The sequence below is a fragment of the Solwaraspora sp. WMMA2101 genome (assembly GCF_049179175.1).
In the GTDB taxonomy this organism is placed as follows: Bacteria; Actinomycetota; Actinomycetes; order Mycobacteriales; family Micromonosporaceae; genus Micromonospora_E.
Map to the genome: position 1 here is coordinate 4,575,373 of NZ_JBMHMA010000006.1, position 25,517 is coordinate 4,600,889.

General features: G+C 67.4%; 21 protein-coding genes. 13 read left to right on the forward strand and 8 right to left on the reverse strand.

Annotated features, from left to right (window positions below):
* Window positions 1-227: 227 nt before the first annotated feature.
* The 5 genes from ACN28F_RS21835 to ACN28F_RS21855 all read left to right on the forward strand — a co-directional run bounded on the left by ACN28F_RS21835 (window position 228) and on the right by ACN28F_RS21855 (window position 11,075).
* Window positions 228-6,461: a DNRLRE domain-containing protein gene (locus ACN28F_RS21835; protein WP_421359489.1), complete on the forward strand. Its 6,234-nt coding sequence runs from the start codon at window positions 228-230 to the stop codon at window positions 6,459-6,461.
* Between the two features lie 81 nt (window positions 6,462-6,542).
* Entirely contained in the window at window positions 6,543-6,914 is a 372-nt protein-coding gene (locus ACN28F_RS21840) for a hypothetical protein (protein WP_289209772.1), read from the forward strand.
* A gap of 45 nt (window positions 6,915-6,959) precedes the next feature.
* Window positions 6,960-8,507, forward strand: coding sequence for an RHS repeat-associated core domain-containing protein (locus tag ACN28F_RS21845; protein WP_421359491.1), 1,548 nt, complete (start codon window positions 6,960-6,962; stop codon window positions 8,505-8,507).
* A 276-nt stretch (window positions 8,508-8,783) separates the two neighbouring features.
* Entirely contained in the window at window positions 8,784-9,482 is a 699-nt protein-coding gene (locus ACN28F_RS21850) for an RHS repeat-associated core domain-containing protein (protein WP_421359493.1), read from the forward strand.
* 972 nt (window positions 9,483-10,454) lie between these two features.
* Window positions 10,455-11,075 carry an NUDIX hydrolase gene (locus ACN28F_RS21855; RefSeq protein WP_289209776.1) on the forward strand — a complete coding sequence of 207 codons (621 nt, stop codon included), beginning with the start codon at window positions 10,455-10,457 and terminating at the stop codon, window positions 11,073-11,075.
* Here ACN28F_RS21855 and ACN28F_RS21860 read toward each other — a convergent pair.
* Window positions 11,072-12,211, reverse strand: a complete 1,140-nt coding sequence (locus ACN28F_RS21860; protein WP_289209777.1) for an XRE family transcriptional regulator — start codon at window positions 12,209-12,211, stop codon at window positions 11,072-11,074. The genes ACN28F_RS21855 and ACN28F_RS21860 overlap by 4 nt on opposite strands.
* A 156-nt stretch (window positions 12,212-12,367) precedes the next feature.
* A complete protein-coding gene (locus ACN28F_RS21865) occupies window positions 12,368-12,556 on the reverse strand; it encodes a hypothetical protein (protein ID WP_289209778.1) in 189 nt (62 codons plus the stop codon).
* A 654-nt stretch (window positions 12,557-13,210) separates the two neighbouring features.
* On the opposite strand from ACN28F_RS21865, the gene ACN28F_RS21870 reads away from it, so the two are divergent.
* Together ACN28F_RS21870 and ACN28F_RS21875 are read left to right on the forward strand one after the other, a co-directional pair.
* On the forward strand, window positions 13,211-13,540 hold the full coding sequence (locus ACN28F_RS21870) for a DivIVA domain-containing protein (protein WP_421361473.1): 330 nt from the start codon (window positions 13,211-13,213) through the stop codon (window positions 13,538-13,540).
* Window positions 13,537-15,747 carry a hypothetical protein gene (locus ACN28F_RS21875; RefSeq protein WP_289209781.1) on the forward strand — a complete coding sequence of 737 codons (2,211 nt, stop codon included), beginning with the start codon at window positions 13,537-13,539 and terminating at the stop codon, window positions 15,745-15,747. Before ACN28F_RS21870 ends, ACN28F_RS21875 begins: the two co-directional genes overlap by 4 nt.
* Before the next feature lie 94 nt (window positions 15,748-15,841).
* On the opposite strand, the gene ACN28F_RS21880 is transcribed toward ACN28F_RS21875, so the two are convergent.
* A complete protein-coding gene (locus ACN28F_RS21880; protein ID WP_421359496.1) occupies window positions 15,842-16,153 on the reverse strand; it encodes a hypothetical protein in 312 nt (103 codons plus the stop codon).
* On the opposite strand from ACN28F_RS21880, the gene ACN28F_RS21885 reads away from it, so the two are divergent.
* Window positions 16,145-17,077, forward strand: a complete 933-nt coding sequence (locus ACN28F_RS21885) for a methylenetetrahydrofolate reductase (protein ID WP_421359498.1) — start codon at window positions 16,145-16,147, stop codon at window positions 17,075-17,077. The genes ACN28F_RS21880 and ACN28F_RS21885 overlap by 9 nt on opposite strands.
* A gap of 25 nt (window positions 17,078-17,102) precedes the next feature.
* Here ACN28F_RS21885 and ACN28F_RS21890 read toward each other — a convergent pair whose 3' ends face one another.
* Complete coding sequence (locus ACN28F_RS21890) at window positions 17,103-17,747, reverse strand: LysE family transporter (protein ID WP_421359499.1); 645 nt, start codon at window positions 17,745-17,747, stop codon at window positions 17,103-17,105.
* 228 nt (window positions 17,748-17,975) lie between these two features.
* Here ACN28F_RS21890 and ACN28F_RS21895 point away from each other — a divergent pair, with 228 nt between their 5' ends.
* The 3 genes from ACN28F_RS21895 to ACN28F_RS21905 all read left to right on the forward strand — a co-directional run bounded on the left by ACN28F_RS21895 (window position 17,976) and on the right by ACN28F_RS21905 (window position 21,161).
* On the forward strand, window positions 17,976-19,262 hold the full coding sequence (locus tag ACN28F_RS21895; protein ID WP_421359501.1) for an ABC transporter substrate-binding protein: 1,287 nt from the start codon (window positions 17,976-17,978) through the stop codon (window positions 19,260-19,262).
* Window positions 19,263-19,341: 79 nt separating this feature from the next.
* Window positions 19,342-20,295, forward strand: a complete 954-nt coding sequence (locus ACN28F_RS21900; protein WP_289210851.1) for a carbohydrate ABC transporter permease — start codon at window positions 19,342-19,344, stop codon at window positions 20,293-20,295.
* Complete coding sequence (locus ACN28F_RS21905) at window positions 20,292-21,161, forward strand: carbohydrate ABC transporter permease (protein ID WP_289209785.1); 870 nt, start codon at window positions 20,292-20,294, stop codon at window positions 21,159-21,161. Before ACN28F_RS21900 ends, ACN28F_RS21905 begins: the two co-directional genes overlap by 4 nt.
* Window positions 21,162-21,230: 69 nt before the next feature.
* Here the strand turns inward: ACN28F_RS21905 and ACN28F_RS21910 are convergent, their stop codons facing one another.
* Together ACN28F_RS21910 and ACN28F_RS21915 are read right to left on the reverse strand one after the other, a co-directional pair.
* A complete protein-coding gene (locus tag ACN28F_RS21910) occupies window positions 21,231-21,665 on the reverse strand; it encodes a hypothetical protein (protein WP_289209786.1) in 435 nt (144 codons plus the stop codon).
* A gap of 25 nt (window positions 21,666-21,690) precedes the next feature.
* Window positions 21,691-22,119: a hypothetical protein gene (locus ACN28F_RS21915; RefSeq protein ID WP_282229209.1), complete on the reverse strand. Its 429-nt coding sequence runs from the start codon at window positions 22,117-22,119 to the stop codon at window positions 21,691-21,693.
* Between the two features lie 725 nt (window positions 22,120-22,844).
* On the opposite strand from ACN28F_RS21915, the gene ACN28F_RS21920 reads away from it, so the two are divergent.
* Window positions 22,845-23,039, forward strand: coding sequence for a hypothetical protein (locus tag ACN28F_RS21920; RefSeq protein WP_421359503.1), 195 nt, complete (start codon window positions 22,845-22,847; stop codon window positions 23,037-23,039).
* An 8-nt stretch (window positions 23,040-23,047) separates the two neighbouring features.
* Here ACN28F_RS21920 and ACN28F_RS21925 read toward each other — a convergent pair whose 3' ends face one another.
* Window positions 23,048-23,242, reverse strand: coding sequence for a hypothetical protein (locus tag ACN28F_RS21925; protein WP_289209788.1), 195 nt, complete (start codon window positions 23,240-23,242; stop codon window positions 23,048-23,050).
* A 349-nt stretch (window positions 23,243-23,591) separates the two neighbouring features.
* On the opposite strand from ACN28F_RS21925, the gene ACN28F_RS21930 reads away from it, so the two are divergent.
* Entirely contained in the window at window positions 23,592-24,878 is a 1,287-nt protein-coding gene (locus ACN28F_RS21930) for a hypothetical protein (protein ID WP_421359505.1), read from the forward strand.
* Here ACN28F_RS21930 and ACN28F_RS21935 read toward each other — a convergent pair.
* Window positions 24,853-25,482, reverse strand: coding sequence for a winged helix-turn-helix transcriptional regulator (locus tag ACN28F_RS21935; protein ID WP_289209790.1), 630 nt, complete (start codon window positions 25,480-25,482; stop codon window positions 24,853-24,855). The two genes, ACN28F_RS21930 and ACN28F_RS21935, sit on opposite strands and share 26 nt — an antisense overlap.
* Window positions 25,483-25,517 lie beyond the last annotated feature (35 nt).

Genomic DNA, 25,517 nt, shown 5'->3' on the forward strand with positions numbered 1-25,517 from the left:
GGGGTTGGCCGAGCAGGTGGGCGTAGAGTGCCCGCTGGGTGTCCGCCTTGTGCATACCTGCCTGTCTGCAGGATGACGTCAATCAGTCGATTGTCTTACTTAATGTGCATCTGCCAGCGGTGTCCGTTGTAGAGTTAACTCTTGGTGGCGGGTCTTGTTGTCTCCGTTAGCAACCCTTAGGGTCTGCTTGCCATCGATGTCACGGTGGCGGCAACGGGGGAGGCACTGTGGACTCGGTCAGCGCTGGCTTCAATCGAAGTGGTCGGCTGGTTGTTCGTCTCGGGTTGGTCGGCGGGCGGCTCGCTAGATGGGTTACGTACCTTCTGACCGCGATCCTCGTGGTGACGCTGGCTGACTGGGCGGTCAGGAAGCCGGCGGTGGCCGCTCCCGCTGGTGAGGAACAGACCGTTGACGAGCCGGCTGGTGAGCTGGAGCGGCCGGACGAAGCGGCGGCCTTGGTGACGGCGCGAATGACCGGCAAGCGGGTGAGGATTACCGGGTTGACGTCGGAGACGTCGGAGTTCTGGGCGTTGCCTGATGGTCAGGTCGAGGTGGAGGCACACCTGGGGCCGGTACGGTTGCCTGACGGCGAGGGCGGATGGCGGCCGGTTGACTTCACTCTGGCGCCGCAGCCGGACGGCTCGGTGGCGGCGCGCGCACACCCCAACGATCTCCGGCTGTCGGGTGCCGCCGACGACGGCGAGCACGACCTGCTCTCGCTTGGACTCGGTGAGGATCGCCTCGCGTTGGGCTGGTCCGGCCGCCTGCCGGCTCCAGTGGTGTCAGGGACGCGGGCGACCTACCAGGAGGTGCGTCCTGGTGTCGATCTGGTGGTGGAATCGACCCGGACCGGCTTCCAACAGTTCCTCATCGTGAAGAACCGGGGCGCGGTGGAGCAGGTCGGCGAGGTGCCCTTGACGCTGCGGGGTACGGGTCTGGCGGTGGCTGAGGACGGTCTTGGCGGGTGGGAGGTCTTGGGTGACGATGGCGACCGGGTCGGCGTGGTGCCAGCGCCGGTGATGTGGGACGCCCAGGTGCATGAGCAGTCCGGCGAGCAGGTACGTAAGGCTCCGGTCGACGTACGGGTGAGTACCCGTCGCGGTGGCGACACGGAGTTTGAGCTGACGCCGTCGATGGAGTGGCTGTCCGACCCGGGGACGGTGTTCCCGGTGACGATCGATCCGTCGGTGACGCTGAATCCCAACTATGACGCGTTCGTGCAGAACGGCTACACGACAGACCAGTCGACGGTAAACGAACTCAAGCTGGGGACGTACGACGGCGGTACCAACAAGGCGCGATCGTTCCTCAGCTTCCGCAACCTGGCCTGGTTGCAGGGCAAGCAGGTGCAGTCGGCCAACCTCTACCTGTGGAACTATCACTCGTGGTCGTGTGAGGCACGCCAGTGGCAGGCATGGTCGACCAGCTATGTCGACTACACGGCACGGTGGACGAACCAGCCGACATGGATCAAGGTCGTTGGGACGTCGTCGCAGACCAAGGGCTACAACAGCTCCTGCGGTGACGGCTGGGTGAGCGTACCGGTGACGACCGCGTTCGCCGATCTCGCGGCATTTACCACGCAGACGACAGTCAACATCGGGCTGCAGGCGACGTCGGAGACGGACAACCTGAGTTGGAAGCGGTTTCACTCGGTCGAGAACACCAAAGATCCGTACGTGACGTTGGTGTACCAGGTTCCGCCGACGGTGACGGCGAGGGCGACGGTCCCGTCCGTCCCGTGTCACACGTCGACGTCGGGCGCGCCCTATATCAACACGAAGACGCCACAGCTACGGGCACAGGTCACCGACACCGAGGGTTCGCAGGTGACGACACGGTTCGAGTGGTGGGTGCCGGCGACCTCGGCACCGATCGGCGCAACCACCGTCGGCCCTGGCGCGTCCGGTTCGTGGTTGGCGACGGTGGTGCCGTCGGGCGCGTTCGCTGAGGGCAATCCGTACTCGTGGCGGGCGCGCGGCTCGGACAGCACGTCAAACGGACCGTGGACGTCGTGGTGCTACTTCTACATCGACACCGTCGCCCCGTCGGCGATGCCGACGGTGTCGTCGACGACGTACCCGTCGGGACAGTGGGCCGGTGGTGTCGGTACGGCCGGGGCTTTCACGTTCGGTGCGTCGGGGGTCGCGGACGTGGCGGCCTACGAGTACGGGTTGAACGCCAACCCGCCGAACCAGTCGGTGAACGCGGCCAGCCTCGGCGGCGGTGCGTCGGTGTCGATCACGCCGACGCAGGACGGCCCACAGACGCTGTACGTGCGCTCACGAGACCGGGCAGGGAACCAGTCGGCGATCCGCAGCTACACCTTCAACGTGGGCAGCGGCGCCGTGACCGGGCCGAAGGCTGGTGACATCGCAGCGGCCAAGACGGCGATCACCGGTGTCGGCCAGACGGCGGCGACCGGCGTGACGTACCAGTGGCGGCGCGCGGACACCGACACCTGGGTCAACATCCCGACCGGGCATGTGTCCCTCGCGGCGGGCGGTGCCGTGACGTCATGGCCGGTGGCGACGACCGGTGGAGGGGCGTTCCCGAAGCTCAACTGGGACGTGGAGGCGACCCTCGCCGCCGTGGACGCGCAGTCGATCGCCCGCAACGGCCCGCTGCAGCTACGTGGGGTGTTCGTCGGCGGCACGGGCGGCACGTCGAGCGCGGTGACGTTCACCTTTGACCGGGACCAGGCGACCGCGGCTTCCTCCAGCATCGGACCGGGTTCGGTCAACCTGATCACCGGCAACTACAGCCTGTCGGACACGGACGTGTCGGTGGGCTCGTATGGCACAGATCTGACGGTGACTCGGTCGTACAACTCGCGCCGGGCGACGGCGACCGATTCGGCGAACATGTTCGGACCGGGCTGGGTGTCGGGTGTCCTCGTCGAGGAGTCGGAGTCGCCTTACACGTCGCTGACGGTGTACGGCTCGTTGGTGCAGGTGGGCCTGCCCGAAGGTGACACGCTCGGCTTCACCAAGCGGACCGCGACCGACTTCGACTCGGAGCCGGGAATGGAGTTCCTACGGCTGACGTACGCGTCGGGGCCGGATTCGTACAGCCTGACCGACGAGGACGGCAACCTGGTGACGTTCACCCGGGTCTCGGGCAGCGCGGCCGGGAAGTACTTCCCGACGGCGGTGACGGTGCCGGGGTCGAGCCAGACCACGACGATCAGCTGGGAGCGTGTGACGATCGGCGGTACGGAGATCGTCCGGCCGACCAGGATGCTTGCGCCGGTCGCCGACGGGGTGGCCTGCACGACGCTGATCCGGGGCTGCCGGGCGTTGACGTTCACCTACGCCACATCGACGACCGCTACCGGGACCACCGAGGCGGGCTGGGGCGACTACCTCGGACGGGTACGGCAGGTGTCGTTCACCGCGTGGGACCCGGACCTGTCGACCCCGGCGATGCGCACGATCGCGGTCGCCGGCTACGCCTACGACAACGCCGGACGGCTGCGGGCGGTCTGGGATCCCCGCCTCGACTACGTCGACGGCACGACGACGCACCACCTGTGGGAAACCTACTCGTACAACCTGGACGGGGTGCTCGCGTCGGTGCGGCCGACCGCGGAGGAGCCGTGGCAGCTGACCTACACGACGCTGCCGGGCGACTCAGGTCTGGGCCGACTGCACCAGGTGTCCCGCAGCGCGCTGTCGGCCGGTACGGCGACCACCACCGTCGTGTACAAGGTACCGACCTCCGGCACGGGCGCGCCGTACGACCTGTCGTTCTCGCAGACGGTGCGGTGGGGCCAGGTCGAGGCGCCGACGGACGCGACGGCGGTGTTCCCGGCCAACCAGGTGCCGTCGGGCAGCCCGTCGACCGGGGCGCTGCCGTCGTCGTACGAGCGGGCGACCGTCACGTACATGGACGCCAACGCCCGCGAGACCAATGTGGCGGTGCCGGGCGGCGGGATCAGCGCCACCTGGTTCGACCAGTGGGGCAACACCACTCGTACGTTGAGCGCTGGCAACCGCAGACGGGCACTGGACGCCAGCGGCTCGGACGACTCGGCGGCAGAAACCGCGCTGGCGTTCGCGCATTCGACGTTGAACATCTACTCCGACGACGGGCAGCGGCTGATCAGCACGTTGGCGCCGGAGCACGATGTGACGCTGCCGGACGGCACGGTGGTGCGCGGCCGTCAGCACACCCGCAACACCTATGACCAGGGTGCGCCGACCACCGGCGGGCCGTACAACCTGGTCACCACGGCCGAGGTGATGGTCCGCTGGTGGAACACCGCCGGGGTGGCCACCGACTCCGACGTCCGTACGACCACGACGGCGTACGACTGGGGGCTGCGGCAGCCGACGGTGGCGACCGTCGACCCAGCCGGCCTGGCCCTCGCTACCCGCACCACGTACGACCCGATCACCGGTCTCGAAGTGACTACGACCGCCCCAGCGGGAGGCACGTCGACCACGACACCATCGACCCGGCGGACGGTGTACTACCGGGCCACCAGCGGCTCCGGGCACAGCGAGTGTGATCTGCGGCCGGAGTGGGCGAACCTGCCGTGCCGGATCGAGCCCGGCGGGCAGGCCGGATCCGGGCCGGAGCTGCCGGTCACGGTCACTACGTACGACATGTTCAACCAGCCGCGTACGGTGGTGGAGAAGACCAGCGCCGGCACCCTGCGCACCACGACCACCAGCTACGACGTCGCTGGTCGGATGCACGAGGTGGCGGTCAGCACCGCGCCCGGGCTGGGTGCGGCGGTGCCGGTCACCCGCAACGTGTACGAGGCTGCCACCGGTCGGCACCTGCGGACCCAGTCGATCGTGGGTGGGACTGTCACGGCCGAGGTGATCCGTACCTTCGACATGTTGGGCCGGCAGACGTCGTACACCGACTCGGACGGCAACGTGTCGACCACGACGTACGACCTGTTGGGGCGGACGGCGACGAGTTCGGATGGTAAGGCGACCCGGACCTACACCTACGATGGCGGCACCGAGCGGCGTGGTTTGCTGACGTCGGTCGACGACACGCAGGCCGGGGTGTTCACCGGCGGCTACGATGTCGAGGGCAATCTGACGTCGGAGACGTGGCCGTCGGGGATTACGGTCGCCCATGAGTATGACGAGACCGGGACGAGTGTCGGTATCACCTATGTCCGGCCGGGTTGTGGTGCTTCGGATTGCACTCTCTACAGTGGGTCGGTGGCGGAGTCGGTGCATGGTCAGTGGCGGCAGCACGCGTCGACCCTGGCCGAGCAGACCTACACCTACGATGCCTCCGGCCGGTTGACGACGGTCGAGGACACTATCGGCGGCCAGTGCACGACCCGCAGCTACGCCTTCTCGGCCAGCAGCAACCGGGACAGTCTGGTCGAGTACGCCCCGGCAGGTGATGGCACCTGCCAGACCGGGACCGCCGCATCGACGGTGACTTTTTCGTACGACACTGCGGACCGGATCACCACGGCCGGCACGGTGTATGACGCGCTCGGGCGTACGACGACGGTGCCGGCGGCGGACACCGCCACCCCGACTGCCGGCAACGCCACGGTCGGCTACCACGTCACCGACCTGGTGGACACGATCACTCAGGCGGGCCGCACGGTCGACTACGCCGTGGATGTCACCGGGGAGCGGGTGCGGTCGTTCACCGACACCGCTGATGGCACCCCGGTGACGACGGTGCACCATTACGACGACGACGGGGACAACCCGGCCTGGACGCAGGAGAACGTCGACACCTGGACGCGGATCGTGTCTGGTGTGTCGGGGATGGGCGGCATCTGGAACAGCGACAACGGACAGGTGACCTGGCGGTTGGCCAACCTGCACGGCGACCTGGTCGCCACCATCAACCCCGACGATGTCGGGCTGTCGGCCACTACCGACGCCAGCGAGTACGGCACCCCCCGCAACCCTGATGCGATCGGTGGTGAACGGTACGGCTGGTTGGGCGCGAAGCAACGCGCCAGCGACCCCGCCACCGGGCTGATCCTGATGGGGGTGCGTCTCTACAACACGACCACCGGACGCTTCCTCACCGTCGACCCTGTGTACGGCGGCAGTTGCAACGCCTACGAGTACACTTGCGCCGACCCGCTCAACAAGGAAGACCTCGACGGCAAATGGGTCAGCCTGGTGATACGCGGAGCGGCAGCAGCCTGCAAACTCGGTCGGAATTGGTGCAAACGGGCAGCGGTGTGGACTGGCAAACAGGCCTGGCGTGGTGCGAAGTGGGCTGGTCGGAAAGCCTGGAGTAGGGCCAAGAGATCCTGGACCGGGACGCGCAACTTCATTCGGAACACGTCGATCCGCTGCCACCGATTCCCCAACGTCGGTGGGTTCGGCTGCGATCTGCGGTACAAGGGAACGAGGAAATTTGGTGTGCACTATCATCGCGTGAAGGGTAAGTATCGGCCGCACTATCACCGGCGTCCGGGAATTGGTAAGCACCGTCCGTGGGAAGGTGGATGGTAGATAATGCAGTCTCCTAGCGTGCTCCCGCGCTTTCCGCTCCGTTATTCGGAAGTCGATGTTGGGTCGGAGATGCTCCACGACGTGGAAGCCATCGAGACGACGGCGGAGTATGTTGACGACCATGACCCCGAGTATGTCTGCTTGGACATGGAGGGTAAACGAGTCCGGCTCATTGTTTGGGCGCTTGAGCTGTTGGTCTGTCAAACTGTTCCCGACAATTTCGATCCAGCTGGGTTGCGGATAATGGAAGGGGTCGAGGGTTCCGAGCTGCTTCTTGTTGAGTGCTTTGGCTCAACCTCGCTTCGAATGTTGCGGGGTGCGGGAAGCGCACTGCCGGCTAAGTGGGACCAGCTGGGCGATCTTCCTGATATTCCCGCATTAACTGAATCTAGAATCTCAGTGAAGGACTTCCATGAGACGTGGATGAAGGCGAGGCTTGGCAAGCGGTACTAACGTTTGTTGGGTCGGCAGACGTCGTACACCGATGTGGACGGTAACGTGTCGACGACGACGTACGACCTGTTGGGGCGGACGGCGACGAGTTCGGATGGTAAGGCGACCCGGACCTACACCTACGATGGCGGCATGGAGCGGCGTGGTCTGCTGACGTCGGTCGACGACACCCAGGCCGGGGTGTTTACCGGCGGGTACGACGTCGACGGCAACCTGGTCACGGAGAGCTGGCCGTCGGGGATCACGGTCGCCCATGAGTACGACGAGACGGGGACGAGTGTCGGTATCACCTATGACCGGCCGGGTTGTGGTGCGTCGGATTGCACTCTCTACAGTGGGTCGGTGGCGGAGTCGGTGCACGGCCAGTGGCGGCAGCACGCCTCCACCCTGGCCGAGCAGACCTACTCCTACGACGCGTCGGGTCGGTTGACGACGGTCGAGGACACCATCGGCGGCCAGTGCACGACCCGCAGCTACGCCTTCTCGGCCAGCAGCAACCGCACGAGCCTGGTCGAGTACGCCCCCGCTGGTGACGGTGCCTGCCAGACCGGCACCGCCGCCTCCACCGTCACCCGCTCCTACGACGCGGCCGACCGGATCACCACCGCTGGTACGGTCTATGACGCGCTCGGGCGTACGACGACGGTGCCGGCGGCGGACACCGCCACCCCGACGGCTGGTGACGCCACGCTCGGCTACCACGTCACCGACCTCGTCGACACGATCACCCAGGCAGGTCGGACGGTCGACTACGCCTTGGATGTCACCGGCGAACGCATTCGGTCGTTCACCGACGATGCTGACGGCACGCCGGTGACGACGGTGCATCACTACGACGACGACGGCGACAACCCCGCCTGGACGCAGGAGAACGTCGACACCTACACCCGGATCGTGTCTGGCGTCTCCGGCATGGGCGGCATCTGGAACAGCGACAACGGGCAGGTGACGTGGCGCCTGGCCAACCTGCACGGCGACCTGGTCGCCACCATCCTGCCCGACGACGCGGGTCTGTCCGCCACCACCGACGCCAGTGAGTACGGCACCCCACGCAACCCGGACGCGATCGGTGGCGAACGGTACGGCTGGTTGGGCGCGAAGCAACGCGCCGCCGACCCCGCGACCGGGCTGATCTTGATGGGCGTACGTCTCTACAACACCACCACCGGACGCTTCCTCACCACCGACCCTGTGTACGGCGGCAGCTGCAACGCCTACGAGTACACTTGCGCCGACCCGATCAACAAGGAAGACCTCGACGGCAAACGTTCATGCAAGAGGTTTCGGTGGCATTGTCGAGTATATAAAAAGGCCAAGTCCCGAGTGCGTAGCTACTATCAACGCGCCAAATTCGGCGTGAAGGTTTCCTGGAAATCGGGTGAGTGTCGGCGGTTCAGGTGCGCACATGGAAGCCCGCATCACTACCGCCGCACTCGGGCTGGCGCTAAGCGTTACGAAAACTGGTATTGCAGTAGGGGGGCGCGGACGCGTTCGTATATAACAGTTGCTAGCTTTGTGGCCGGATTCTCTATTGCAGGGATTCCTTTTGCGGCGCATGTAACCTTTATGGAAGTTAGGTGTGCGCATCGATGATCGAGGGTGACGGATTTGAGAGTTGAAAGAAAACTCAAGTGGGCCATCTTCCTGTTCGGTCTTGTTGTTTGGGTGATATGTATAGTGCTGGCCGAATTCGAGATTATTGCCTGGGAGACCGTGATCTGGATTGGACTGGTTTGCAGCGTGCCGCTCTGGCTTGTCACACTCATCGGCACAGAGCGGAACTGAACATCTGGGTTGGATGGCCATCGACGGCACGGTCTGTTAGGCGGTCGCACGGTCGACTACGCCTTGGATGTCACCGGGGAGCGGGTGCGGTCGTTCACCGACACCGCTGACGGCACGCCGGTGACGACGGTGCATTACTACGACGACGACGGGGACAACCCGGCCTGGACCCAGGAGAACGTCGACACCTGGACGCGGATCGTGGCCGGTGTGTCGGGGATGGGTGGTATCTGGAACAGCGACAACGGGCAGGTGACGTGGCGGTTGGCCAACCTGCACGGCGACATGGTCGCCACCATCCTCCCCGACGATGCCGGTCTGTCGGCCACCACGGATGCCAGCGAGTACGGCACCCCCCGTAACCCCGACGCCATCGGCAGCGAACGCTACGGCTGGCTGGGCGCGAAACAACGCGCCACCGACCCCGCCACCGGCCTGATCCTGATGGGCGTCCGCCTCTACAACACGACCGCCGGACGCTTCCTCACCGTCGACCCTGTGTATGGCGGCAGTTGCAATGCCTACGAGTACGTGTGTGGCGACCCGGTGAATTCATTCGATTTGGACGGACGTAATTGTCGAACCTGGAAATGGGTAATAACCTCGTCCTGTCGTCCGTCCGGCAGTCACCGCGAGACGATCCATGCTCATGTTTCTCTAGCTGCCTGGGTCGTTCCCGGTGGTGCTGCATATAAGGGCGCCCGGTTCGCCTATAAGTTCGGAAAGGCTTCCTGGAAGGCAAAGAAGAGATTCACGAAGGCGAAGTGGAAAAACTGCAGGTAGGGATGGCAGAATTGTGCAAGGAAAGCATCTTCGGGAATTGGAAAGGCTGCCTTCCAGGCGTATTTTGGCGGCGACTGGGATAATGCAAAAACTGCCGGTCGTTTCTGGAGGGATTCCACGCATGACAATCGCGCGAAAGCGCAGAATGTAATATGTGGGTCGCTTTACAACTTGACTCGAGGGACGTCGCGAACCTCGTGCCCGATGAGGAAATATAGGAGGAATTGGCGATGGTGAAACGCGAGAACTCGAAGAGTGGGGTGATCACAACTGGTGTGATGCTCCTGCTGGGGGCTTGCCTGCTTCCAGAAATCATCATTGAAGGCTCGTGGCGCGCATGGGGTGCAGTGCCGACAATGATACTGGTTCTATATCTATTTCTTCACGAGGTTTCCGTCCTGGTGCGAAAACGGAGGCGACCGCCATCGGCTGAATGAGATCGGCCATGGTGCCAGGGCCTTGTGTAGTTGAATGAGGTGTCTCTGACCTGGGCATGCGCGATCTCGTTGCCTGATTGAAAGGTGACGTGGGACTGGTGCGGCCCAAAGGTGATCATAGAGTTGCTAAGACCGCATGATACTGACAAGGACCACGCTCGCGCGTGTCATCGATCGCTGATCGACGTGATCCGTCGGCACGTCCCAGCCCGGGCTCTTGTGGAGGAGATTCAGTATCGCCGCCAATGGCAGTCGCCAAGGTAGTGGGGATCACTCGGTCGAGGGCGGTGCGCAGCCAGTTCCGGCTGGGTGCTCCGAGTGCGGCGAGCACGAACGGCGCCTTGACGATGTTGCGGCGGGCTACGCCCAGACTTTCCGGGGTTGGACATGAGTTCGCATCCTCTCCATGGCTACTTCGGACGGTGCAGTTCATTCCCCTACATGGATATGGCCGTGTGAGGTCCAACGTTCGACGTCCTTGTTGCGGATCGGGCGCATGGCTGGTGTGAACGGCTGCGTCGATAGGCTGGCCGGTATGGGCGATGCGACGGGTGGAGCCGATGGGCTGCTGTGGGGTCGGACCGACGACGGCACCAGCCCCGAGCAGTCCGATGCCCATCGCTGGCAGGTGTTCGGGGCGCGGACCGTGTATGAGCGGCGGCCGTGGGTCAGCCTTGACCTGGTCGACGTCCAGCCGCCCGGCGGCGAGCGGTTCGAGCATCACGTCGTACGGCTGTTTCGGGCTGCGATCGGCGTCGTTGTCGACGATCGGGACCAGGTGCTGATGCTGTGGCGGCACCGATTCGTGTCGGACCAGTGGGGCTGGGAGCTTCCCGGTGGCATCGTCGACGACGGCGAGAGCCCGGCGGTAGCCGTGGCCCGCGAGGTCGAGGAGGAAACCGGCTGGCGGCCGACGACCATGCGGCACCTGATCTCGTATCAGCCGATGGTCGGCATGATCGATTCGCCGCACGACGTCTACTACGCCGAGGGGGCGACGTTCATCAACCGGCCAGCGGCATCTGACGAAGCCGGCGAGGTCGCGTGGGTGCCACTCGCCAGTATCCGAGGGCTGCTGGACCGGAACGAGATCCTCGGCTCCGGCTCGATCGTCGGACTGCTACACGTGCTGGCGTTCGGCGTACCAAAGGGCTAGACAACTGCGGTGATTCGGGTCATCAGTTGGTTGAGGCGTCGCTGGTTCCTCAGCGATCCGGTCCGGCTGGCCAGCGCCCGCGCACGTCGTGCTTCCTGCTCGGCTTCGCGCAGGTCGCCGCTGGCCAGGTGGGCATGAGCGAGACCGATCCGGAGACCGGCCTCGGCGCGAGTGAAGGTGCCGTCCATCGCGGCGAGGGCGGCATGCAGGTCTTCGACCGCTGCGCCTTCACCCAGTAGGGCATGGGCGTTACCGCGCCAGCGGGTCAGGTGGGCCTCGTTGAGGAAGATTCCGGCGACCTCCTCGTCTCGCATTTCCGCACCGCTCGGCAGTGTCGCGGCGGCCCGGTCGAGTGCGGCGTGGGTTGCCGGTGCGTCCGACAGCATCGCGGCGAACTCGGCGTGGGCGGCATGCAGCCAAGCCAGCAGCCGGGCGGGGGCCTTCCGCTCGGCCACGGCCAACGCCTCCAGGATCAGCGCGCGGGCAAGCTCCGGCTTTCCGGCATCGACCAGGACGTACGCCTGTTCGCCCATGGCGTGCGCGACCAGTGCTGGGCTCGCGGCTTCGACCGCTGCTCGTCGCGCCAACTCGTAGCAGCGCCAGGCGCGGTCGACCGCGCCGACGTCGAGCGCCTGCCAGCCGGCCAGCGTCGCGGCACCGGCGAGCGCCCGCGCGACGGGCCGTCGCGCAGCCGGCAGTACGGAGTACGCCAGGGCATTCTCCAGCGTCTCGACGTGGGTGCGCATCTGATCGCCGAGCGTGGGAGCGCCCATCTGGCGATCGATGGAGCGAAAGAGCTCGGTCTGCTGCGTCAGCACGCCGACCAACCCGACGTCGACCGACTTGGACGCCTCGATGCGCTTGGCCAACTCGGAGTACGCGTTGTCCAGCGTCTCGCCTGGCGTTGCGGTCGGTCCGAACAGCTCGGCGTCGGTCAGCCCGAAAATCGCTCGCAGGACCGCGCGATACTCGTCGCTGACCGACCGTCGACCGTTCTCCCACTCGGAAACGTAGACCTTGAGGCTTGCCCGCGTGGCCGTAGCTGCGCCAGCGGCGGCGCGCCGCCGAGCGATTTCATGAACGAGCCGTGCCTGCGACCATCCGCGCGACTCGCGTGCTGCCTTGAGCGCGTTCATCCCGCCTCCGTCCGGTCACGCTCATGATGCCTCACCTGGACCGGGAACGACAGGGGTTAACAGGGAGGAGTTAACCATTGTGGTCTGTCCTCTTGCGGTGCTGAGCCGGTTTAGTCGATGACGACAGACAGCGTTGGTCGGCCACAAGATCGAAAGCTAATCGTCGAGTTGGGAAGGGCGATGCTGCATGATCCACTCGGCAACCGCCTCGCGGGACCAGATACGCCCGGTGGTCAGGGAATCCAGGGGTGCAGGGAAGGTGGGCCGTTTGACGATCTCGGATGCACGCTGACGCGAGATCCCGCCGAGCATTTGTTGTATCTCCGCCATGGCAGCCAACCGCATGCGGAGAAGTTAAGGACTTGACGGGCGTCAACCCCGTCAACTTGACAGCCCTTACATCTGCGTCGACGAATGTCTAATCATACGCTGAATCCACGAGCGAGCATCACCAACTGATGGGAGGCGAGCCCCACCATGACCCAGATGGACGACGACCGGTGGCGGGAGTGCGGGTCGGACTGGCGAGACCCGGGCAGTGGCCCCGGAGGACTGCCAGACGACGCACCTGTACCCGCGCCCGTGCCCGTGCCCGACGACCGGTCCGCTGACGACGACCCGAGCAGCCGCTTCGGCACCCGTACCGCTGCTTGGAGCGCGACCGGACCGACCAGCCCGCGCCCCGACCTGGGCGACTGCGCCTGACCCGGCACTGACACAGCGCACGTAATCGCAACCCATGATCTGCCCCGGTCGCCGTACCGCCAAGGAGGGCTGCGGTGATCGGGGCGGGGGTGGCCCTGCCCGAGTCGGCAAGGGGCCGGGCCACCCCCATCCAGTAGGCACATCAGCACACGCAGCAGGGGAGGAGCATCGATGATGCGCAGGATGTGGCAACGAATCCGGGTCCGCTGGGGACGCCGACGGATGGCGTCGACCCCACCCAGCCAGTGGCCGGCCGGCAGCAGCCCCGGCGTGCACCGGGTGCCCGGCACCAACATGCGCTCGGCGGCGTACCGGCCGATCCGGCCCTGGCAGGTGCGCAACCAGCGGTTCCGCCCGGCCGGCGTCGCGACCCGCGGCCTCGACCCGGCCGACGTCAGCGCGTTCCTCGACCGCGTGGCCCACGACCTCGGGATCCTGTACGCCGAGCTGGACCGCACCTGGGAGCAGAACAACCGGATCAAGGAGGCACTGCGCCGCTGGCAGACCACCCAGGCCATGATCAGCCAGGCCGCCGCCAACCACACCGCCGCCCAGCAGGCCGCAGCCCAGCAGGCCACGATCGGTCAGGCCGCCGTCCACTACAGGGCGGGTGCCGCCCGGTGACCGACCAGAACGACAGTGACGCCACCGTCGTCGACTGCACCAGCTGCGACGGCGGTGGCGTCACCTCCCACCGGTGCAGCTGCACCTGGTACGGCGACACGCTCATCGTCGACGACGACCGGTCGAGCGCACCCCCGGGCGGGTCGGCGTACCGCGATTGTCAGGTCTGCGGCGGCACCGGCGCGACCTGCACGACCTGCCTGTCCTGCGGCGGGCTCGGCCGCCGCCGCGCCCAACTGGTGCTGACCGTCGCCAACGTCGACACCGCCGCCGTCGCCTCCGTCACCGTCGTGCCCGGCGCGCTCGACCCGGTACGCCGCGACGGTGACTGGCTGCTCGACCTCGACGCCGTCGTCACCGACCTGGCCGGCCGGGTCGACGCCGCGCACCTCTACGAACCGGACGCCCCCGACCGCGTCATCTACGCCGGCAGCCTCAGCCTGCCCCACGAGTGGCGGCCCGACCTGCCCGCCGCGCGACGGCACGCCCTGGAAGCCGCCGCGATCGCCGAGCGTGCCACGTACCCGTGGCGGGTCTGGCTCGGCCGCACCACCCGGCCGCCGCGCCCCGAACCGGCCCGCCACCTCGGCGAACTCTGCGCCCTCGCCGAACTGCTCTGCCTCGACCTGGTCGTCGAAACCCGACCAGACCCGTACGGCGACGGCCGCCACCGCTGGCAGCTGCGCCTCGAACTGCCCGACACCGACGTCGGCGACACCTTCGCCGGCAGCATCGCCGGCGCCGACACCCTCGACGCGGCGATCGCCGCCGCCGACCTCACCGGCCTGGCCGCCGGCCTCGCCGACCGCAGCCGCGACGCCCCCGCCCACTTCCTGCACCCCAACGAGCGCGGCGGCCTGCCGATCGGACCGCCGAAACTCGACCTCGACCAGCTCGAACGCCGCATGATCGCCGACTGCACCACCCTCGTCACCGGCGCGCCGACCCCGGGCGCGCAGGCCATCTGGCGCGACGGACGCTGGTGGCACACCAGCCTGCGGGTGGTCGCCGTCGTCGAGGAACTCACCGAAGGTCAGACCGGTCAGATTCGCCGCCGTACGGTCGACAAGCTCGCCCGCTCGTGGCAACCGCCGCCGCCCAGCTGGCAGGGGCCGGCGATCCCGTACGAACCGTGCCCGTACTGCGTACCCGAGCAGGGGCTGCGCCGCTGCATCTGCACCATCGGTGCCGCCACCGCCGACCCGCAGTGCCGCCACTGCGGCGGTGCCGGGCTCAGCGGCCGGCACGGCTCCGGCCTGCTGCGCTGCTTCAGCTGCGGCGACACCGCCCAGATCCGGCACGGCGTCGTCGTCACCGTCACCGACGGGCAGCACTGGGCGCGGCACCTCAACTGGGCCGTGCCCGCCGCCGGCTCCGCCGTGGCACCGCAGATCGGCAGCCAGCCCGGCGGTAAACCCATCCACCAGGTGCCACCGCCGTACCGGCTCCCCGCACACCTCGGTGGTCTGGCCGTACGCGGACAGCCGGTCAGCCTGGCGCAGCTCACGCCGCTCGACGACCACGCCCGCGTCTACCCCGAGGAGCTGTGGCACGGCTGGACCACCCTCGACCACCCTGGGCAGGACCCGCTCACCGCGTACCTGGCCGACGTCGCCAACGGCCACCCCGGCGGCCGGCTGCTGCTGTACGCCGCCGAGCCCGACGCGCCGTCGCTGGCGCGGGTGCTCGCCCTCGCCCACGGGCTTGGGCTCGCCCTGGTCGTCACCGTCGCCGACCACCGGCACAACGCCGGTACGCCGTACCAGGTGCAGGGGGTGTCGTGGGGTGCCTACTTCGCCCCGCCCGGTGCGGCCGGCGCGTCCGGCGCGGCTTTCGGTCTCAAGGCGTACCCGGACCGGCGCACGATCGGGCAGGCGTTGGCCCGTGCCGTCGAGTATCTGTCGGTCGACACCAACGCGGCGGTGCCGGCCGAGCCGGGCACCCCGATCGCCGTACCGCAATCCGCGCCGACGCCTGCGGTCTACGGTGGTCCTGCTGTCGACGACGCTGAACCGGACGACGGACTGGTGCCGTTGTTGTCGCTGCTCGCGGCGCACTACGCCGGCGAGACGGTGATCGTCGTGCTCGCCGCGTCCCACTGCGCGGTGCACGTACGCGAAGGTCCGGAAAACACCCGTTGTCTCGTCACCGCGGCCGACCTGCGGGCCGCCGTCACCGCACTACGCCTGCACCCACCCGCAACCTGACGCCCCCTGCCCGCTGGGGGTCTGCGTCGATGTGAGGCTGAGATACCCTACGCCGCAATCATTCGGTATCTCAGCCTCACATCGACGAGGTGGTTCAGCCGAGCACCGCCTCCCAGGCACGGAGAATGCCCAAGTGATCGATGCACAGGTCCCCGACCGCGCTGCACTGGCCGCACGGTCGCCAGCGGAGCTTGCCTTTTACCTCCGCACGCAGGGTTGGACGGCGCAGAACCAGTCGGACACCGGCGTTCAATGGATCAAGGTGGTGGACGGCGAGGAGTTCGAAGCACTCCAGCCGGGGAAGTCGATGCTTCGTGATTACCCGGCCCGGGTGCGAGACGTCATCCAGGTGCTCTCCGTCGTTGAGGGCCGATCGCCGGTCGATATTCTCGCCGACATGGCCCACACACCCCACTCGCTGTTCGGCGGAGGGTCGGACGGGCTGCTGCTGTTCGGCATCACCCCGCCGCGTCGCGACGCCGCACCAGAGCGGATGCGCGAGATCGCCCAGGTCACCCTGGATCGGCTCGCGTCGCTCGACCTCGACGCCCTGGTGCTCTACGACATCGACGACGAGGCGGACCGTAACCCGGACGAACGGCCGTTCCCGTACCTGCCGACCGCCGACCCGGCGGAGTTCCACGCCGAACACCTCGGTGCCTGGCGACGTCCGGTGATCATCTACCGCTGCGTCGGGAAGTACCAGGAGTCGCAGTTGCGGTCGTGGTTGACGTCGGCGGACACCGACCAGGTCGGCGCGGTCTTCGTCGGCTCGTCGTCGCGCGACAAGCCGGTGCACACCAGCCTGACCCGGGCGCACGAGGTACGCCGTGAGACTCGGCCGGATCTATTCGCCGGCGCGGTGACCATCACCGAGCGGTACACCCGTGGCCGCGACGAGCACCTGCGCATGTTGGCCAAGCAGGAGCAGGGCTGCGCGTTCTTCATCTCCCAGGTCGTCTACGACGTCGATGCGACCAAGAGCATGTTGTCGGATTACTACTACGCGTGCCTCGATCGAGGTGTGGCGCCGCGTACGGTCGTGTTGACCATGTCGGTGTGTGGGTCGCTCAAGACGTTGTCGTTTCTCCAGTGGCTCGGCGTCGACGTTCCCCGCTGGCTGGAGAACGCGCTGCGGCGCGCCGATGACCCACTCGCCGAGTCGTACGCCCAGTGCCTGCGCAACGCGAGTGACCTGCTCGACTTCTGCCGCCGTCTCGGGTTGCCGTTCGGCTTCCACGTGGAGAGCGTGTCGATCCGCAAGGTCGAGATCGAGGCCGCGGTCTCCCTCGCGACTGAACTGCGGGCGATGCTCGACCGGAACCGTTGACGACTCAACTGACCGATTACCGGACCTAGCTGACCGCCTGCCAGGCGAGGCGGACGGCGAGTAGCCCGATGATGCCGTTGCCGACCAGTGCGGTGATCAGCCGGCCGCGTGGACTGGTGAGCACGCGGCCGAGGATCGCGCCACCGGTGGCCAGCAGCAGTTGCCAACTCGCCGAGGCGACGAACGCCGCCACGACGAACACCGTGCCGACGAGCACTCGACCATCGGCCGAATCCGCCGTGTGCCCTTGGTAGCCGACCACGAGGGCGGCGAAGTAGACGATGGTCATCGGGTTCAGCAGCGTCAGCCCGACGAAGACGGCGTACGTCCGGGCGGCCGACCCGGTCGGCACCGGCTGCGTCGCGTCGGCCGCCGCGTGACGGGCCCGCACTGCGGTGAGGATTCCCCGTACGGCGATCGCGACGAGCACCACGGCGGCGGCGGCCCGCAGGACGCCGATTGCCGGTTGGAGCAGCCGGGCGATCGCCGCGCCGCTGACCACGGCGGCGACGGCGTACAGCCCGTCGGCGGTGGCGGTGCCGAGCCCGGCGGCCGCACCGTGGCGCAGCGACACCTGTGCGGCAAGGGTGACGATCAGGACCCCGATCGCGCCGACCGGGATCGCGATGCCGTAGCCGGCGAGCAGCCCGGATGTCAGTGCCTCGATCACGGCAGGACTATGCCGACCCGCCTGATCAGGCGGCAACCAGTTATGCCGCCCCGTCCGGTCCGGGGCGGCGTACGGGTGCCCGGCCAGGGGCCCGGCACCGATGCGTTGACGAGGTGGACTGTATTGACTAACGTCACTCCCAGTCTGGGGATGTTAACGTTCGTCAATGTTTTGCGCGTAGGGGTGATCACGACAATCGCTCAAGCCGCCGCAGTTGACGACCACCGTATGGAGGGCCGCTTTAAGCGCGTCGTCACCACCGCCACCGCCGTCGCTGCGGCGGCGGCCATGATCCTGACCGCCGGCTGTACGCCAGGGTCAGGCGGCTCCGGATCATCGGACCCGAACACCTTCGAGTTCTGGTCGTTCACCGGGATCAACCAGCAGGCATCCGTCGATGCGTACACCAGCGACCATCCGGACATCGAGGTCAAGCTCACCGAAGTGGGCGACACCAGCGAAACAGCCCAGGCGCTCACCGCCGCACTGGCCGGTGGCAAGGTGCCCGACCTGGTGCTGATCCAGGGCGACAACATGCCGAAGTTCATGCAGGCCCCGGAGAACTTCGTGGACCTGACCACGCCCGGCGCCGACCAGATGACCGGCGACTACCTCGACTGGGTCATTTCGCAGTCGACCACCGAGGACGGCAAGGTCATCGGAATACCGACGGATGTCGGTGGCATGGCGATCGCGTACCGGACCGACCTGTTCGCCGCCGCCGGCCTGCCCACCGACCGGGACGAGGTCTCCGAACTGTGGCCTACCTGGGACGCGTTCCTGGAGGTCGGCAAGCAGTACGTCGCGGCAACCGGCAAACCGTTCCTGGACAACACTCCGACGAGCATCTTCTTCCAAGCGGTCAACCAGGGCTCGGAACGCTACTACGACGCCGACCGCGAGCTGTCGTACGACAAGAATCCGCAGGTCAAGGCGGCGTTCGACCTGACGCTGGAGATGTACGAGGCGGGCATCTCCGGTCGGATCGCCTCCTGGACGCCCGGCTGGACCGCCGGAATGAGCAAGGGCGACTTCGCGGTGATGTCGGCACCGTCCTGGATGCTCAACGCGATCAAGACCAACGCCCCGGACAGCGCCGGGAAATGGGACGTCGCCACCATTCCCGGTGGATCCGGGAACTGGGGCGGCAGCTACCTCGCCATCCCCGCGCGGGCGCAGAACCCGGCGGCGGCCTGGGACTACATCGCCACGATGCAGTCACCCGAGGGCCAGCTCGCGCACTTCCTGGAGCACGGGGCGCTGCCGACCACGCCGTCGGTCTACACCAACCCGCAGTTGATCGCGAAGACCGACCCGTTCTTCTCCGACGCGCCGATCGGCCAGATCTACACCGAGTCCGTGGTGAACATCGAGCCGTTCTACATCGGCCCCGACGACGCCACCATCGGCACCGAACTGCTCAACACGCTCACCAGCGTGGAGCAGGGCCAGGTCGCACCCGACGAGGCGTGGGAAACCGCGCTCACCAACGTCAGGAACGCCCTCCGCGGCTGAGCAGACGACCCACGTGCGGCGGCCGCCGGAGCATCCGGCCGGCCGCCGCGTGTCACGGAAGGTGAGCGCTGTGACCACCATGCTCAGCCCGGCCACGGCTCGCCGGACCGCCGGCCGGCCGGGCCGGTCCCGTCACATCCAGCAGGGCGTACGGGAACGACTGGCGCCGTACGTGTACGTCGCGCCGTTCTTTCTGCTCTTTTTCGTCTTCGGGCTCTTCCCGCTGCTGTTCACGTTCTACATCGCCCTGTTCGACTGGAATCCGATCGGCGAACGCAGCTACGTGGGGCTGAAGAACTTCTCCGACCTCGTCGACGACCCACGGTTCTGGGGTGCACTGCGCAACACGTTCAGCATCTGGCTGCTGTCGACCGTTCCGCAGCTGCTGATCGCGCTCGGCATGGCGCACGTGCTCAACCACGTACGGCTGCGGGCGGCCACCCTGTTCCGGATGTCGATGCTGGTCCCCTACGTCACCTCCGTGGCCGCGACGACCATCGTCTTCGCCCAGCTGTTCGACCGCGACTACGGCCTGCTCAACTGGCTCATCGGGCTGCTGGGATTCGAGCACGTCGACTTCACCGCGTCGCCGTGGGGCAGCCACTTCATGATCGCGGTGATGGTCGCCTGGCGGTGGACCGGCTACAACACCCTGCTGTACCTCGCCTCACTGCAGGCGGTGCCCCGCGACCTGTACGAGGCCGCCGCAGTGGACGGCGCCAACGGCTGGAAGCAGTTCCGGCACATCACCGTTCCCTCGCTGCGGCCGATCATCGTGTTCACCGTCATCACCTCGACGATCGGCGGGCTGCAGATCTTCACCGAGCCGCTGCTGGCCAACCCGGTGGGTGGACTCACCTGCGGCGCGGCGCGCCAGTGTCAGACCCTCACCCTGTTCCTCTACGAGCAGGCCTTCGGCCGGTTCCACTTCGGCTACGGCGCGGCCATCGGCGTCGCGCTCTTCGTGATGGTCGTGATCATCTCCGCGATCAACTACCTCCTGGTCACCCGGATCCGCTCGGAGCGCCCATGAACCCCGCCCCCTCGACCAGCGGGCGCACGCCGCACCGGCGGCGTCGCGCCAACCGGATCCACCCGGCCGTGTACGTGGCGCTCTGCGGCATGGTGTTCTTCAGCGTGTTTCCGCTCTACTGGATGTTCGTGGTGGCCACCACCGACTCGGCCACCGCGTACAACCTGCCGCCGCGTGTGCTGCCCGGCGGCAACTTCTTCCACCTGGCCAGCCTGGTCTTCGAGATCGTGCCGTTCGTGCAGGCGCTGATGAACAGCCTGGTCGTGGCCACCTCGATCGGCGTGGGTCAGGCATTCCTCTGCGCGCTGGCCGGGTTCGCCTTCGCCAAGCTGTCCTTCCGGGGCCGCAACACGTTGTTCCTCATCGTCGTGTTGACGATGACGGTGCCGACCCAGCTCGCCGTCGTACCGCAGTACCTGATCATGTCCCGCTTCAACTGGGTGGACACCCTGCAGGCGTTGATCGTCCCCGGGCTGGTGAGCGCGTTCGGCATCTTCTGGATGCGGCAGCACATCGGCAACGTGGTCGACGACGAGCTGATGAACGCCGCCCGGGTGGACGGGGCGACGACCTGGCAGATCTTCTGGCGCATCGCTTTCCCGGTGGTCCGCCCGGCGGCGTTGATCCTGGGCCTGTTCGGCTTCGTCTACGCGTGGAACGACTTCCTGTGGCCGTTCATCGTGCTGAAGTCCCCGGAGCGCTACACCGTCCAGATCGCCATCAAGGCACTGCAGAACAACCGGGACATCGACCTGGGCCTGGCCATGTCCGGCTCGTTCCTGGCCACGTTGCCGGTGCTGGTGTTGTTCGTCTTCGTCGGCCGGCGCCTGGTGCAGGGAATCATGGAAGGGGCGTTCAAGGGCTGACCAGTTCCCGGGCCGCTGCCAGGTCAGCGGCGGGTGGCGGCCCCGGTCAGCGGCGGGTGGCGGCCCAGGTCAGCGGCGGGTGGCGGCCAGCGCCCCGGCGGCGGTGGCGCCGAACCCGACCGCCATCAGCGGTAGGCCGAGCCCGAACGGCAGTTCCCCGACCCAGTTGATGTTGCTGCGCTCCGGCAGGCCGCCGAGGGTCACCGCGACGACGGCAGCGGCCATGAACAGGCCGGCGACGGCGGCGCCGGCACTGAGCAGAGCGAGCTCGACGCTGCGCCGGGCCCAGAGACTGGCGAGAATCGCGACGGCCAGGAAGACCACGACCCACCAGACCCAGCCGCCCCCGCTGCTGACCGTCAGGTAGCTCCAGCCCGAGTACCACCACTGGCGACGTTCCGTGGCCTTGAACCAGGGGAGCAGGAAGCCGAGCAGTGCGGTGACCGTCCCGACCAGCATCAGCGCGTCCGGTGCGGGGCGGTACGACTTCTGCGGTGTCTCCACGAACGGCGACGTTAGCAGCGTGGTGCTATTTCTTCCGCCGGGTCCTGCGGGCTCGCCGACTCCGCCGGCTGTCGGTCCTGCCGCTGGTGGCGGCGGTCTCGGTGACGCTGCGCCGGATGCGTTCGACGGTGTGCCAGTTGAAGGTCATGCCGGCCGCCAGCATGATCAGGAACGCTGCGGCCGCCGTCAGCATGGTGGCGACGTAGCCGCCATCGGCGGCGATGCTGATCGTGGCGAAGATGGCGCTGGCGGCGAGGGCGAGACTGGCGATGACGCCGAAGGCGAGCGAACCCTGGAGGCGGTCCGCCGTCCGCAGACCCAGTGACAGTCGCACGATGTCCCGGACGCCGAGTTTGATGTCCACGGTGGTGGGCGTGCGGCCGATGTACGGATCCTTTGGTGCGGGCTCACTCTGCAGGTCGATCGACCGGGTCACCCTGGCTCGTGCTGCCATCGTGCCACCTCGCTGATCGGCGGGGTGGAGGTGTCTGCGCGGCCACCTCCAGGTCGGTGATCCAGCCGACCTGCTCTCACGTTAGCAGCATGTGAGTGATGTAAGCATTAAGCGAGTAGCATCTGATGGTCATGAACTGGCAGACATGCACACTGCTGGGCAAACAATGGGCTGGCCTTTGCTAGGGTACGGCGGTCGGTGGCGATCCGGCAATGTCGGTTTTGGCCGGTGATGCGAAGCTGTACCCTGCTATCTACCAGGCATGTATCCTACCTTCAGGGGAGAGGTGTTCCGCTGATCGATGGATAGCGAGGTACCTGCGTGCAACTTGACGACTACCAGCTTGAGGGGCAGCATTGCTACATGCATCGTGGTGATAGTACGCAGACGCCGAGGTCGCGCCAGACCTGACCCATCCGCGGGAGCCGGCCCATCTGACCACCCAGGTCGAGATGGCGGTGAGCCGTGGCTTCATGCGTTCATGGACGTATGGTCGACAAGGCAATCAGTGTGGCGGTGAACCGTGACCGCGCGCCGGAAGGCGCACCCGGTCGGGCGTACCGCCGCCGACGGAGGTGAGAACTGTCATGAGCTCTAAGAGTCGCCCTGCGGCGGTCAGGGAACCCGCCACCAGCTCACCGCACACCGATCCTCCGCACGGTTCTCCGGCAGCGCCCGAGCCGCCACCGCCTGCCGCGCCAGGTGGGGCAGGCGGGCTCGTCCGGGTGACGGTCAACCTGACGCCACGCTCGGCGGACGCGCTCGACAAGATCAGCGTGACGACCGGCCTGTCGAAGACCGACGTGATCAACCGGGCCCTGCAGATCTATCAGGTGGTCGAGGATCTGCTCGACCGTGGCGAGGGCAGCATCCTGGTACGCCACCCCAACGGCGAGCACGAGCGGGTGTACATCATCTGACCCGTTGGTCAGTCGTCCCGGTCGACCCGATGTCGGCGCAGCCGGACTTCGGCGTCGCTGCTGGGCCGTTCGACGTCGGCAAGGTTCAGCTGTACCCCGGGCCGACCTGTCGTCCGCCGTCGCGACGAATGATCGACGACAATGTCCGCCCGAGGAGTCGGCTCCTCGTCGGAGAGGTCGATCCGGCCGGTACGTTCTGGCATGGGTCGTCCTTCCGTCGGCGAGCGTTGCTGCGGGGATTCGACGATCGTCGTCGCCACACTGTGCCAGAACTGGGCCGGCCGGTCGGTGCTCCTTCCGGTGCGACGTAACGGACTTTCAGCCGGTGCGGCCGGCTACCCGGGTGTCCTGTCCTGACAGTCGTCTGTGTAGACATCGTGGTTCGGCCCGTCGTTCCGGGTGTCAACGGCATCGGCTGATTGTCAACTCTGTCGATGTGACGACGGTGTCGGCGTACCGGTGCGAGGAGCATCTGGCGTACCGGCGGCGGTCGCCGATGCGCGAGAGGTGCGCGCGAACCGACCGCCGCGACGAAGACAGGGGTTGGTCGCCATGCTGCGCACACATCGACGACGACTGCGGCGGCGCACGCTGGCCGCCATCCTGGCCGGCGTACTGCTGGCCGCCGGCCTGACGCCACTTGCCGCGACGGCCGCGCCGCAGGCGGCCGTATCGCAAGCGGTGTGGCAGGTGGATCGGCTCGGCTCACCGGTGCCGGACCCCACCTCGATCCTGCTCGTCGGGGCGGTCGCGGTGCGGGACGCTCCAGGTGCCAAACAGCGGCCGTACGTGTTCAACGTCGTCGACGGTGAACTGTGGCTGAACTGGTGGAACGGTGACCAGTGGATCTGGACCGGGTTCGGTGGCGTGCCGTCGGGCAGCCCGATCGCCAAAGCCGTCGGGGCCATCACGGTCCAGAACAGGTCGAACGGGGCGGACTACCCGTACGCCTTCGTCAGCACCGCCGACGGGCACCTGTGGGTCAACCGGTGGACCGGCGACAGATGGCTCTGGCAGGACCTGGGCTTCCCGTTCGACGGCGTCCGGGTCGGCACGCCAGTCGGCGTCCTCACGGTCCAGCAGACTCCGGACGGGCCGCAGGTGCCGCAGACCTTCGTGGTCGGCTCGGACGGCAACCTGTGGCTGCACAACTGGATCAGCGGCACGGGCGACTGGCTCAACTACGGCACCCCGCGTACCGGCACGTTCGACAACCTCCGGGACAGCCGGGTGGTCGGCGTCGCCAACCTGCGTACCACCGCCGCCGGCCCGGACCGGGCCCAGACGTTCCTGCTCGACCGGCAGGGCAACCTGTGGCGCGGCGCGGACACCGGCTATTCCTGGGCCTGGACCAACCACGGTCTGGCGCCGTTCCCGAACGCCGGGGCGACCAACGGCGTCGGCGCCGTGACGATGCTCGGCGCACCGGGCGAGGGAACGTTCCCGTCCGCCTTCGTCGGCAACCTCAGCATCATGTACGCGTTGAGCTGGACCGGCAGCGAGTACAAGTGGACGGCGCAGGGTGGTCCCGGCTCCGTGGTCTATCTGCGGCGCACCGGTGCGGTCGCCGTCGCGGACACTCGGCTGGTGCGGCAGCGGCCGTACGTGTTCACCGTCGATCTGGAGGGTGGCGTGATCGAGTGCAACTGGTTCACGCCGCAGCAGCAGTGGACCTGGTCGGCGCAGGAGGGTACGGACGCCCTCGGTATCGACCCGACCGCCGGGGTCGCCGTCGGCATCCAGGACGCCCCGCTGCTGCCGCAACGGCCGTACGTCTTCTACTGGTCCCGGCAGGGCCCCACCCAGCTGATGGTCAACTTCCGGGGCCTGGTGCCCTGACCTGCCGGTCGGCGGCGGTGCCCGAGGTGGCCGCCGCCCAGTCAGCGAGGGCTTCGCCGACCCGGTGGAAGCCTTCGCCGGCGGCGCTGAAGGCGTAGCTGCCGTCGGCGAGCCGCTGGATCAGCCCGCGCTGCTCCAGGTCGGCCAGGCGCTGGGTCAGGGTGACCTGGTTGACGCCGGTGTCGCGGGCCAGGTCGGTGAAGCGCCGTGGGCCGACGAGCAGCGCGCAGTGCAGCTCCAGCATCCAGCGTTCCTGCATCAGGGCAAGGAGACCGTCGAGCTGGCGGTCGCGGACGTCCGGGTCGCTGGTGTCGCCGGCCCAGGCCGCCAGCTCGGCGAGGACCGGGCGCAACCCGATGCCGGTCGCGGTCAGGGCGTAACGGGTGCCCGGTGGGGTGGTGTCGATCACCGTACGGCTGACGATGCCGGCCGCCTCCAGCTCGCCGAGCCGGCGGGCCAGGGTGCTCGGCCCGACGGCCGGGACGGCCCGGCGCAGGTCGTTGAAGCCGGCGGGTCCGTCGAGCAGTGCGTGCACGATGTGCAGCGTCCAGCGGCCCCGCAGTCGACCCACGGCGGCCAGCAGTACGCCCGCATCGGCCTGCACGTCGCCACTGTATCCAGCGGCACACTTGTTAAAGC

Bases quoted from the DNA above. Each gene is read 5' to 3' on its own strand.
- ACN28F_RS21855 (WP_289209776.1), top strand. From the start codon at position 10,455: ATGGGCGATGCGACGGGTGGAGCCGATGGGCTGCTGTGGGGTCGGACC.
- ACN28F_RS21860 (WP_289209777.1), bottom strand. From the start codon at position 12,211: ATGAACGCGCTCAAGGCAGCACGCGAGTCGCGCGGATGGTCGCAGGCA.
- ACN28F_RS21865 (WP_289209778.1), bottom strand. From the start codon at position 12,556: ATGCGGTTGGCTGCCATGGCGGAGATACAACAAATGCTCGGCGGGATC.
- ACN28F_RS21870 (WP_421361473.1), top strand. From the start codon at position 13,211: ATGCGCTCGGCGGCGTACCGGCCGATCCGGCCCTGGCAGGTGCGCAAC.
- ACN28F_RS21885 (WP_421359498.1), top strand. From the start codon at position 16,145: ATGGCCCACACACCCCACTCGCTGTTCGGCGGAGGGTCGGACGGGCTG.
- ACN28F_RS21895 (WP_421359501.1), top strand. From the start codon at position 17,976: ATGGAGGGCCGCTTTAAGCGCGTCGTCACCACCGCCACCGCCGTCGCT.
- ACN28F_RS21900 (WP_289210851.1), top strand. From the start codon at position 19,342: ATGCTCAGCCCGGCCACGGCTCGCCGGACCGCCGGCCGGCCGGGCCGG.
- ACN28F_RS21905 (WP_289209785.1), top strand. From the start codon at position 20,292: ATGAACCCCGCCCCCTCGACCAGCGGGCGCACGCCGCACCGGCGGCGT.
- ACN28F_RS21915 (WP_282229209.1), bottom strand. From the start codon at position 22,119: ATGGCAGCACGAGCCAGGGTGACCCGGTCGATCGACCTGCAGAGTGAG.
- ACN28F_RS21925 (WP_289209788.1), bottom strand. From the start codon at position 23,242: ATGCCAGAACGTACCGGCCGGATCGACCTCTCCGACGAGGAGCCGACT.
- ACN28F_RS21930 (WP_421359505.1), top strand. From the start codon at position 23,592: ATGCTGCGCACACATCGACGACGACTGCGGCGGCGCACGCTGGCCGCC.